The sequence below is a fragment of the Granulicella rosea genome (assembly GCF_900188085.1).
GTDB lineage: Bacteria > Acidobacteriota > Terriglobia > Terriglobales > Acidobacteriaceae > Edaphobacter > Edaphobacter rosea.
This window is the reverse complement of record NZ_FZOU01000013.1, coordinates 42,215-54,228: the sequence shown is the minus strand read 5'-3', so window position 1 is coordinate 54,228 and position 12,014 is coordinate 42,215. Positions and strand designations below refer to the sequence as shown.

At 63.7% G+C, this 12,014-nt stretch carries 7 protein-coding genes; 1 reads left to right on the top strand and 6 read right to left on the bottom strand.

Annotation, left to right across the window (positions count from 1 at the left end):
* Nucleotides 1-28: 28 nt before the first annotated feature.
* From CHB87_RS20700 to CHB87_RS20685, 4 genes are all read right to left on the bottom strand, one after another.
* A complete protein-coding gene (locus CHB87_RS20700; protein ID WP_142988465.1) occupies nt 29-958 on the bottom strand; it encodes a PP2C family protein-serine/threonine phosphatase in 930 nt (309 codons plus the stop codon).
* Between the two features lie 126 nt (nt 959-1,084).
* Nucleotides 1,085-3,319, bottom strand: coding sequence for a serine/threonine-protein kinase (locus CHB87_RS20695; protein WP_089410358.1), 2,235 nt, complete (start codon nt 3,317-3,319; stop codon nt 1,085-1,087).
* On the bottom strand, nt 3,316-4,503 hold the full coding sequence (locus CHB87_RS20690; protein ID WP_089410357.1) for a hypothetical protein: 1,188 nt from the start codon (nt 4,501-4,503) through the stop codon (nt 3,316-3,318). Before CHB87_RS20690 ends, CHB87_RS20695 begins: the two co-directional genes overlap by 4 nt.
* A 33-nt stretch (nt 4,504-4,536) precedes the next feature.
* Entirely contained in the window at nt 4,537-4,926 is a 390-nt protein-coding gene (locus CHB87_RS20685; RefSeq protein ID WP_089410356.1) for a hypothetical protein, read from the bottom strand.
* Nucleotides 4,927-5,000: 74 nt separating this feature from the next.
* Between CHB87_RS20685 and CHB87_RS20680 the strand changes: the two genes are divergently transcribed.
* The gene (locus tag CHB87_RS20680) at nt 5,001-7,835 is read left to right on the top strand and encodes a beta-propeller fold lactonase family protein (protein WP_089410355.1); all 2,835 of its coding nucleotides are present in this window, start codon (nt 5,001-5,003) and stop codon (nt 7,833-7,835) included.
* A 46-nt stretch (nt 7,836-7,881) separates the two neighbouring features.
* Here the strand turns inward: CHB87_RS20680 and CHB87_RS20675 are convergent, their stop codons facing one another.
* Complete coding sequence (locus CHB87_RS20675; protein WP_142988463.1) at nt 7,882-9,426, bottom strand: VWA domain-containing protein; 1,545 nt, start codon at nt 9,424-9,426, stop codon at nt 7,882-7,884.
* Nucleotides 9,427-9,475: 49 nt separating this feature from the next.
* On the bottom strand, nt 9,476-12,004 hold the full coding sequence (locus CHB87_RS20670; RefSeq protein WP_089410353.1) for a phosphocholine-specific phospholipase C: 2,529 nt from the start codon (nt 12,002-12,004) through the stop codon (nt 9,476-9,478).
* Nucleotides 12,005-12,014: the final 10 nt, after the last annotated feature.

Here is a 12,014-nt window from a genome sequence, read left to right as displayed (position 1 = left end):
CGGCCCATGAAGCTGAAGCCATACCAGTCTAACTCTTGTTTGGGTTGGGTTGCGAAAGATGCAGCAGGGCCACCGTGATATTGTCCTGACCGCCTCGTTCGTTGGCGAACTGGACCAGCCGGCGCGCGGTGGCGAGCGCATCCTCGCCCGTCGCCGCGCCCTCATGCACCAGCTTCGCAAGCGCATTCTCGGCGCTCGCGTAGTTCCAGAGGCCGTCCGTGCAAAGCAACAGCGTCCCCGCCCCGGTAAAGCTGCGGCGCACGATATCGGCCTTCAGATTCGGCTCCGCATCCGCGCCGATCCAGCGCGTAATCGCGTGCGCCTGCGGGGCGGCAGCCGCCGCGGCCGCGCTCATCTCGCCGGACGCCACCACCTCGTTTAACCACGAGTGGTCGACCGTGAGCGGCGTCGCGCCGGAGGCATCGATCCAGTACGCGCGGCTGTCGCCGATCCAACCGATCGCAACCTCCAGGCCCGTCTCCGACGTACGAACCAGCGCGGCCACAACCGTCGTCGACGGCGGATTCTCGCGCTCGTCACGCGGCGTCCGCGTGGCAAGATTCGCCGCGCCCGCCGCGATCGCCTGCCGCATCGCCAGCTCGGGATCGGCGACGCCGCCCTTGACCGCATCCCCCAGCGAACGCACCAAACCCTCCGACACCGCGGCCGACGCAATCTCCGACTTGCGCGTCGCCGATACGCCGTCGCACACCGCCATCACGCGCCACGCGCCAGACTGCAGCATGCCGAAGCGATCCTCGTTCCGGTCATGCCGTATGCCCCGGTCGGAGACCGCCGCGAAGACCGGCGAAAGCGCCTCCTCCACGTGGTCCGACGCCGGGCGCACGACGCGACGCCCGCAACGCAGGCAGAAGCCGTCCTCGTCCGCCTCGTCCGCAGACGCGCCACAGGTGCAACCGGCAGCCGGCGCCGCAGCAGGCGGAGACTTCAGATTCACGCCGCAGTTCTCGCAGAACAGGTCTTCGTTCGGCGCTTCAGTGTTACAGGCGGGACATTGCATTCGTGGTTATTCCTCTTTCGTTTGTCCCGCGGGCCCAGGGCTAACGCCCATGCTTCCACTTGGTTAGAGCAACGTCCTCGGTCGCACCAGATTCGCCTGGTCCACCAGTTGAATGCGCTCGTCGCCGGTCATGAATCGCGCCAGCCCACGCAGCGAGCTTTCGAGCCCAAGCCGCAGCTGCCGCTCGTTCACCGGCCGGCCCATGATCCTGAGATCCTTCGCGCTTTGGCCCGCAGCCATCGCCTTCGAGCTGACATGATCGACCGCCGCCGTCAGAATCTGGTTGCCGAGCGTCAGCTTGTTGATCTCCTCGAGCGCAAGGCTCTCGGCCAGCGCCGAAGCCGACGCCAGATCCTCCAGCCGCAGCGCGCTTCCCTCCGCCCGCACCAGCATGCGAGCGGCCTCCACGCGCGAGCGCAGGAAGAGGCCCGAAGATGGCGGAATCCGGTTCAGCGCCGCCACCGCGCCGGTCCGATCGCCGCTCCGGAACCGGCAGCGCGCCAGCCCGAAGACGGCCGAGACGTGGCCCGGATCGGTCTGCGAGACGAGATCGTACATCTCGGACGCAACCGTGAGATCGCCCGCAAGCTCCGCCGACAGGCCCAGAGCCAGCTTCGGCGCCAGCTCGCCCGGCAGATCGAAGTACACCTGGTCGAAGAGCTTGCGCGCCTCGGCGGGCCGCTTCTGCGCAAGCCGCATCCGTGCCTCGAACCACTGCACGCGCCAATCCCACGCATCCTCTTCGCCCAGCGCCTTCAGCAGCGCCTCCGCCTCGGCGTAAGCGGCGCTATCGGACTGCGCCGCGGCCAGCCACAGCCGCGCCTCGCGCGACTTCGAAAAACGTCCGCGCACCAGCTCCAGCGCCGCGACCCGGCGCTCCGGATCGGCCAGCGCGTTGGCGCTTCCCACCGCCTGCGCCGCTGGATCTTCGATGTCGATCGCCGGCAGCGGCAGGTATGCGTAGTCCGGTTCGGCGGAGCGCATCTCATGGCCGGAGTCGAGCGCCAGCAGATCGGGGCCGAAGTCCGCGCTCGACCCGGGATGCGGCGTGCCGGTGTCGACCGCGACCACCTCGCGCAGCACTCCCAGCAACTGCTCGGCGGCCTCCTCCGCGTTGACGAAACGGTCGTCCGGATTCTCGGCCGTCATCTTCAACAGGAAGCGGTAGAGCGACTCCTGTTTGGCGAACTTCGGCTCCTCCTGCGGAGTCGGCAGCGTATAGCGGTGATCGCTCGAAAAGCCGCGAATATCGGTCAGCAGCACCGCCAGCGTGCGGCCAACCGTATACAGGTCCGACGCGGCGGTCGGCCCGGCGCCAGCCTCTGGCGCGGAGTACCCGACGGTGCCGTAGATGTCGCCCTTGGTATCGTCCATCCGGCGCACGCCGCCCAGGTCGAGCAGCTTCACGTCGTCGCGCTCCATCATGACGTTGTCCGGCTTGAAGTCGCAGTAGACCAGCCCGAGCCGATGCAGGTACGCAAAGCACGGCAGGATGCGGTGGATGTACGCGATGGCCTCGGCCGGCGGCAGCGGACCGCGCTCCTGGCGAATCTGCTTCAACGTCTTGCCGCCGACGTACTCCATGACGATGAAGCCTTCGGTCCCGAACTGCACGAAGTTATAGATGCCGACGATGTTCGGATGCTTGACCGCCGCGAGAAACTGCCGCTCGGCTACCGCCAGCGCGGCGGCCGACTCGTCCTGCGTGTTGAGCAGGCCCTTGAGCACGACGTAGCGCGACAGCAGCGTATCGAAGGCGAGATAGATCCAGCCCAGACCGCCGAAGGCGATCGGCCCCTTCACTGCATACTGTCCGGCGACGACGTCGCCCGCGCGCAGGCTGGGGATGAAGCTGTATTTCATGCCGCACTTGCCGCAGAAGCCGGCTTCGCGCTTCAACGCCGTATCGCACCGGCCGCAGAAGCGCTTGCGCTCCGGCACCTTGGGGTCGAGCATGATCGCGCGTTCCGGCTCGATCGACGGCAGATCGGGCAGCGTGATCAGCCCCGCGCCAAGCTGCTTGCGCGTCGCGCGCGAACTCGACCTCGTCGAGCGGCGCGTGCCGGACGAAGCCCGCGACATCGGCGTCGAGCCCGTGCCGGTCGTGATGACCGACGAGGTCCGATGGCTTCCCGTCTGGCTTCCGGTCTGGTGTTCGCGCGACGAAACTCCCGGCCCGGCCGAGGTGGCGGCCGAGGTCGCAGCCGCGCCCTTCACCGCCGCATGCCCGCAGAGATTGCAGTAGCCGTCCTCGATCACGCCCGCGCATCCGGGCCGCTTGCAGGCTTCTCCACTCATTCGGAACCCCTCTTCTGCATCTTCTTTGCGTTCAACATCGTCGCATAGAGAGCGACCGCTGCCGCGGCGTGCTCCAGATTGGTGGGCCGGGTGGTGAGCAACTGCTCGCCCTGCCGCGCCAGATCGGACATCTCCGCATGCTCGGCGACGCGCCACGCACGGGCCTTGGCCTTCAGGGCGTCCAGCCGGCCGCGCAGTTCGCGGCGGGTTTCGAGCGCGGTCTGGATCGCGGCGCGCGCGCGGCTCTCCTCGGACGCAAGCTCTTCGGCACCCTTGTTCCAGTTGCGCAGTCCCGTCTCAACGTTCGCCGAGGCGCCCTCCGTGCAACGCAGGTCGAGCTGATGGAGCCACTCGCGCAGCCGCTTGAACCTCTCTTCCCCCGCTGGGGGCGACGACGCGTGGAAGCCCGCAACCTTCGCCTTCGCCTCGGCTTCGGCGGCGAGAATCTCGCGATGAAGCGCCACAAGCTGGTCCAGCCGTGCGTGCGCCTGCTCGAGATCCTGCCGGGTCTTCGCCGCTGCCGCAGCCATCCGGGAGAACCGCGCAAGCTCGGGCTCCACGCGTTTGCGCAGATTGTCGAGCGCGCCCAGCGGGTCGGTTCCGAGGGAGTCGCGAATCTCCTGCAGGTTCCTCTGGATGCCGCTCTGTGCGTTCGCCGGAAACCGCTGTATCTGGTCTTCGGCGCGGTCGACGCCTTCGGCAAGATCGCGCCAGGCGTGCTCGACGGCCAGCACCGCGTCGCGCGCCGTGGCGAACTCCGTCACCATCGCCGCGAGCACCTCGTCGGGCGTCCGCTGCTCGACGCCCTGCGCGCCGCTGAGCAACGAACGCTGCGCGGAGGGCGCGGCGGAGACTGCAAGCTGGATCGACCTGCCGAAGAGTACATGCCGGATCTCCGCGAGCCTCTGCTCGGCGCCAAAGAGCGCGGGCATGCTGCGCCGCAGCTCGTCGGCGCGCTCGATCGTCGTCTGGAGAACGCTGAAGCGCTCGAAGATGGTCTGCATGGGCGCGAGCGCGGGATCGACCCGCCTGGCCGTCGCCCCGGCGGCTCGCACATGGGTTGCGCCGGAGCCGCTGAGCATCTTGTAGGTGGAATCGTTCTGCAGCCACAGCAGGTTGTCCGCTATGGCAGTCAGCCGGCTGCGCCAGGCGGCTAAGGCTTCATCGATCTCCAGCATGGTCATGCTTTGCCCGTGCTACCGAAGCACCTGCACCTACTAAGTAAATGCTATCACTGGAGACGGCGCCCGGCGCAAGGAGTCTAAAGCCAGGCAGTCGGGCGGAATGCCGAAGGAGTTGATGCCGCCGCAGCGCAGATACCAGGTCAGCGCAAAGAGCATGCTCAGGACGACCGCGGCCCACAGAAAAAGACGGATCGGCAATGTCCTCCACAGCGAGACGTCGCGGTCGGGATTCCACCGGGCGGGATAGGAGAACAGCAGTCCGCTGGCGCAGCAGACGCACGCCGCGATCGCCAGCCGGAAGAGGCCAGCCGTCAAGCGCTGCGGCCACGTCGTGTCGGGTTCGAAGAAGGCGCTCGCCAGCACGGCGTGGAGCGACACCAGGCAGAGAGCGAACGACAACGCCTTGGAAAGCTCGATGAGCACGTTGCGCCTCCTGATCCAGCCCCAGTTTAAGCCATGCATCGCACGTTAACAGACGACCCTTATGCTTGGAGTTTATGGGCTCCGTCACTTCCGTCACCGCCATCGTTCTCTTTGCATGCTTCACCTCCGCATGGACACAGACCATTGATCTTCCCACGGGAAAACAGCTCGTCAAGACTGCGCCGGGCGATCCCCGGCGCCTGAACAGCCTTCCGATGACCATGGCGGCATCGCCCGACGGCAGGTACGTCGTCACCGTCAATGCGGGGTATGGAACGGTCGAATCAGGCTATCTGCAGTCGCTGGCGGTCACCGAGACGAGCACGGGCAAGGTCACCGACTTCCCCGACGAACGCATGACCCTCACGGCCAAGCAGACCATGTACAGCGGCCTGGCCTTCAGCCGCGACGGCCGCCGCCTCTATGCGACCGTCGGCTCGACCACCGATCCCAACGGAACCAAGGCCAAGGATCTCGGCAATGGAATCCTCGTCTACAGCTTCCACGACGGTGTCATCACTCCCGAACGCGTCATCAAAATTCCGTTGCAGCAGCTCGCGGCGGGACGCAGGTCCGATCTTCTGAAGGATGAACCGGGCAACCAAGCCATCTCATTTCCAGCGGCGATCGCTGTCTTCGCCGAGGGCGCGGCCGAGCGACTGCTGGTTGCGGACAACCTCTCGGACGATGCGCTCGTGCTCGATCCGGAGAGCGGCAAGGTGCTGCAGCGCTTCGACCTTTCGGAGAGCAATGCAGTTCCCTCCACCTACCCTGTCGACGTGCGCGTCTCGCAGGATGGCCGTCGCGCGTATGTCGCTTTGTGGAATGCGAGCGAGGTCGTGGAGCTCGATCTTCACCAAGGCGTTGTTGCACGCAAGCTCGATCTCCTGAAGCCGAGCAGCCCCATCGCGCCCGGCACGCATCCCAGCGCGATGCAGCTATCGCCCGATGGGGCGACCCTGTATGTCGCCCTCACGAATCGCGACGCGGTCGCCGCGATCCATGTGGCGGGCGGCGCCTTTGCGGTCAAGGGTTACTTCGACACGCGGCTTCCGGGTCAGACCTACTTCGGCGCCGAGCCGGAGACGCTTGCCGTCAACGCCGATGGCACACGCCTCTATATCGGCAACGCGATGTCCGACTCCGTCGCTGTCGTCGATACGCGCAGGCTCACGGCGAAGGCGGCCAAGCGCGGCCTCGTCGAGCCGATCGGCTTCTTCCCCACGGAGTGGATGCCGATGAGCATGATGGACGTGAACGGCAAGCTCTACGTCGCGACCGCGAAGGGCAAAGGCACGGGTCCGAACAATTTCGCACAACGCGAGATCGTCCTGAACGGCAAGCGCTTCGCCACGAGCAAACGCACCTTCACCTACATCCCGACGCTGCTGTATGGCTCGCTCGCCGTGCTCAATCCATCCACGATGGAAAACGATCTGCCCACCTGGACGAGCGTCGTGCTCGAGTCGAACCGGATGAAGTCCGCGGAGCAGAAGCTGAGCTTTGCCAACGGCCAGAATCCCATCAAGCATGTGATCTACATCATCAAGGAAAACCGCACCTACGATCAGCTCTTCGGCGATCTGCAGAAGGATGGAAAGCCATTCGCAAACGGCGATCCATCGCTCACCATGTACGGCGCCGACATTACTCCGAATCAGCACGCGATGGCTATGCAGTATGGCGTGATGGATAACTTCTACGACTCGGGCGAGGTCTCGGGAGAAGGCCACACCTGGTCGACCAGCGCAATCGGCACCGACTATCTCGACAAGACCTGGCAGGCGAACTACGGCCGCGGCCAGCGCACCTACGACTACGAAGGCATGGTCGCCGATGGCTTCCCCATCGAGCAACACATCCCCGATGTCAACGAGCCCGCGAGCGGCTATCTGTGGGGCGATGTCGCGCGGCACGGCAAGACGCTCTATCACTTCGGCGAGTTCATCGAGTCCACCTTCTGCAGCGATAAGAAGCCCGCGGCGCAACACGCGGACTCCGGCGCCGGCATCTTCGACAACAAGCTGAATCCCTGCGAGCGCGTCGCGATTCAGCCGGGCGAAGCGATACCCGAGGCATGGGGCGGCGGCGCCAGCAAGTGGCGTTATCCGATCCCGCTGCTCGCCGGCAACACAGCGACGAAGCCCGAACTCGTCGGTAACTTCGCGCCCGAATATCCTAACTTCAATCTGAGAATTCCCGACCAGTTGCGCGCGAATATTTTTCTGCGGCATCTGGATGGCTGGATCGGCGAGCGCAAGGCCGGCAAGGACAATATGCCGAACTTCATCCTGCTGCGTCTCGGCAACGATCACACCAATGGCACCACGCCGGGCGGCCCGACGCCGAAGTCTCTTGTCGCCGACAACGATCTTGCCATCGGCCGCGTCGTCGATGCAGTCTCGCACTCGGCATATTGGGACGACACGGCCTTCTTCATCCTCGAAGACGATGCACAGAACGGCGCGGATCATGTCGACGCGCATCGCAGCATCGCACTGGTGGTGAGCAAATATGCTCCGCGCGCGAAGGATGGCGGTACGTTCCTCGATGGCCGCTTCTACACCACGGTCTCGATGGTCCGCACGATGGAGATGGCGCTGGACCTGCCCCCGATGAACAACAACGACGCCTTCACGAACGCGATGGAGCCGGTCTTCTCCGGTCCAGGGGACCAACCGCCCTTCACCGCCACGTACGCCAATCGCGACAACAACCTGATCTATGCGATCAACGAGAAGACCGCGCCGGGCGCCAAGGCCTCGATGAAGATGGACTTCCGCCGCGCCGATCGCGCCGATGCGCAGAAGCTGAACATCATCCTCTGGCAGGATGCGATGGGCGACAAGCCGGCGCCAGCGCAGTTGAAGGTCAAGCTGAAAAAGAAGAAAGATGATGACGACGACTAGGTCGCACCGCCGCGCCACATATATTTGTAACTGTACATGAGCGTATTTATTTCGCCGCGGAGATATCCAGGTTCGCCGCGCCGACCTTACCTGAGTCCGTCATGCGCACAACCACGCGCAGTCTCGCCGCAGCTTCGTTCCGCGGCAGGCGGAAGAGCAGGTTGATGTCTCCCGGCTGGCTATCCGGCTCGTCAGGGTTGGACGAATTCTTTACCGCCAGATCCTTCGCCGTTCTGCTCAGCAGCTTGTCCTTGCGGTCGAAGATCGCATAGAGAATCTGGAGCTTTGCCGTTTGTTCGGCGCCAACGCCTGCCCATGCAATGCCCTCGCGGCCAATGTGAAGGCGGATGACGGCGGGGTCTTTCTCGGACCTCGACAGGGCGATCGGCACGCCGTCGTAGATCAGTGTCGTCTCCGAGGCGCCGAGCAGATCGAACTTCGAACGATCCGCGATTGAGGGTGACTTCGTATTGGAAGCCACAGACGCACGCGGAGCATAGTATCCCTCGCGTGCGACCGCGCGCAGGCTGGGATCCTTCATCACCACGCGAATTCTTCGGAAGGGCTTGGCTGCGTCGCTCGCATCGGTTGGCGTGTAGGAGAGCGTGTAGAAGCTCGCGCCGTCGCGAACGCTGGCGCCGATTTCAACGTTCACATCGTTGCGACCAAAGAAGGCCTTGCCGCCTGTTGCTGCAGCGACATCGTTGAACTGAAAGTTGCCGCCAAAGGGATCCGCGACATCGACCCCGTCCACATCGGGCGTGGGCGCCGACGGCACGCCCGCGGGATCGACCGAGTACAAAGTAATACGCGCGTCGCGCAACATGTTGATGCACAGTTCAATGGCGTCCGCGAGTTGCGCCTCATCCTCCGGCTGCATGGTATCGGTTCGCACATCGGGAAAGCCGCGACCAATCCAGATCATGTTCTTATGACCAGGATGACCTACGGTCGCCTCCGCCACCTGCATCAGCGCGCCGAAGGCCGCGGAGAATCGCTCGGCCGTCCAACTGGATGTATCGAGATGATAGGGGTACTGCGAGAGATGCCGATTGAGCGCGCTGAGGATCGACGCCTTGTCCTGCGTGTAGTCCTTCAACACCGTCATGTGATGAAGGTCGACGGCGACCAGCATGGTTGGCTGGCTCAGCTTGCCGGGCTGTGCGTCGAGGTACTTCTTCAAGGAGTAGCGGGCGAATGCCATGTCCTCGAAGCGGGTATTGATCTCGTCGAGCACGATAAGATCGACCGGAGCGCCAGGCGCCTTGCGATCGAGATCCGCAGTCGACTCGATACGAACGTCGCCGGCAAGCGGATGCACGCCCGGCCGCTCGAAGCTGGTGATCCGCTGCGGCTGCCTGTCTTCAAGGATCGTGAAGCTATCCTGCGTAAGGTTGGTCACCGCATGGCCCTGCTTGTCGGTGACGACGACATCGAGGATGACCGTCTTCGCCTTGACATGCAGAGCATAGACTCCACCCCGATCCCTCGGATCTTCGGACGGCGCCTGCGATGGAGATGCGTTCTGTGCAGCGAGCGGCAAAGATCCAAGCCCTAACCCGGCAAGCATGAAGACCATACGAAGTGACAAGAGAACTCCCGGGATGAAGACAAGGTTGCGCTACGCTCGCTGCATGAAGTTAGATCGCCTGGCCCATCAACGGATCGGTGTAGCTGCTCCGTCCCGTCTCCACGCGACCCGCGTAGCGTGTGGTCGCATGAACTCCCTTGGCCCGCACCGTGATGTCGTACCATCCGTGCGACTTCGCCGCCGGAACCGACACGAGCGCCTGCTGTCCGGCGGCAATCTCCTTCGTCTGCGCGCCTGTCTTGTAGGAGTTATCCTCCACGGTCACGATGATGGATCGCGTCGATATATTCTTCACATGCGCCTGCACATTGCCGGTCAGACCCTGCGCTCCGCCTTCATACACACAGCTGACCGCGACCGGCGAAGGCGCCAGGGCACTGCCCTGGAATGCACGATAGAAGCCATTGGGTCCATGCACCTCGATCTCGTAGCCACTATCCGCGAACAACTGCAGCGGGAAGCGTTCCGTCAGAGTATCGCCTGCCTTTACAGCATAGGTAGCGACGAGCATGTTCTGGTTCTTGTCGCCGCGGGCAGCGACCCCGCTGCTCATCGCCGTGTTCCGCAGATAGACGTTGAACGGCGCGCCGGCGCTGCGGGAGCCATGCACATGGTTGCCCGCGCGCATGGCGAGGCTAAAGGTCTTTTGCTCCGTGTTGAGCGTGCCCTCGCAGTACATCTCATAGGGCAGCGCGGAGGCGGGACGGATGCCGGGCTCCTGCGTGGCGGCGCCCGCGGCGCGATGAGCATGACGGTTATACTCCTCCACCTGCTTCGCCGTGAGCTTCTTATAGTTCGATGGCACTTCCTTGTTTTTTGCGCGCTGAATGCCTGCGACGAACTGATCGCGATCGAGAAACGGCAACGGCGCCACGGTGTTGTCCGCGGGCCGAAACACCGAAGTGAGATCGCCGCAGATCGTGCGACGAAACTCGCTGAGGTTGGTCTCCTTCACGGTCTTGCCCTGCTTCGCCTCGATAAACATCTCGAGGAATTGCAGGGTGGAGGTCTGGTCGAAGAGCTGCGAGTTGACCCATCCGCCACGGCTCCAGGGGGATGCAACGATCATCGGGACACGGAAGCCAAGACCGATGGGTCCGCTGCGCGCATCGGCAGGCTTCACGTTCTGCGCCAGCTCATCGGGATAATAACTGTACTCGATACCGGTATCGACGCCCTCCGAGGCGCGACCCGTGGCGCGGTTGTGCGGATCGGCCGCGACGTAGGAGACACCATGATCGAAGTAGCCATCGTTCTCATCGTAGGTAAGGATGAAGATGGTTTTCTTCCACACCTCCGGGCTCCTGGTCAGGATGTCCATCACCTCGGACAGATACCAGGCGCCATACCAGGGGTGCGAGGGATGATCGCTGAACTTGCCCGGAGGCACGAGCCAGGATACGGCGGGCAGCGTGTTCTCGTTGACGTCTTTGCGGAACTGGTGAAGGACATCGCCCTTGGGTACAGCCATCTTCTCCGTGCGTCCACCGTCTTCATAGGAGATCGATTCGAGCGAATGATAATCGGGATCGCCTGAGTTGACGACGAAGGCGCGACGATGCAGCTCCTGCTGAAGCGGAGGAAGATCGGCGAGCGAGCCGCCGTGCTGCAACTGCTCTTCGAGCGCTTTCAGGTCGTCCTGCTTGCTTTTGATTGCGGCAAGCTGGTCGTCCTTCATGGTTGGGTCGACGGGCTTCTGCTGCAGCTCCGCAAGCTCTTCCTTCGCGGCCTTGATGCGGGCTTGCAGCTTCTTCGTGCTGCCGGTCGAAAGATGTACATTGAAGGCGCTGAAGCTTTCGATCACATTGCCGACATTGCCCAGCCACTCATGCGCCTCGGTAGGCATGGAGACGGCATTGACCTCGTTCTGATAGATGCTCCACGAGACGCCCGCCTCGGTGAGCCGCTCTGGATAGGTCTTCCACTTCAGACGCGAGCCGCTGAACTCGGGGTTGCGCATGTAGACCTTCGACTTTGTGTTCTGCTCATCGCGCACGGTGCCGGTCCACATCAACGAACGATTGGGCGTCGTGCTCGTCATCGCGCCACAGTAGTTCTGATCGCATACGGTGAAGGCGTCGGCCAGCGCGTAGTAGAACGGAATGTCCTCGCGCGTGTAGTGCCCCATCGTGATCGGCACATCGCGATAGTCGGGATTGCTGGACTGCTTCGAGTCGATCCATGCATTATGGTGGCCGTGATTCCATGCGTCCACCTGACTGTTGCGCGAGTGCGGAATCGAGCCCATCCACGTGATGCGGGTGTCCTTGATATCGAGCCGCCACGGCGCGTAGGTGGCGCCCGAAAGATCCGTCTGCAGGAAGATCGAGTTGCCATTGGCCTGGCGAATCGCGCGCGGATCGTTGAAGCCGCGAACGCCTTGCAGCGTTCCAAGCGCATGGTCGAACGAGCGATTCTCCTGCATCAGAATGACGACATGCTCTGCGTCCTTCCATGTGCTGCCGGGCGTTGGTTCAATCGCGAATGCGCGTTGCACGGCCTCTGGCACGCCTGCGGCAAAGCCGGCCGCACCGGCCAGCATCGATGCCTTCTTCAAAAAATCTCGTCTTGTCTGCATAAAGTCTCCC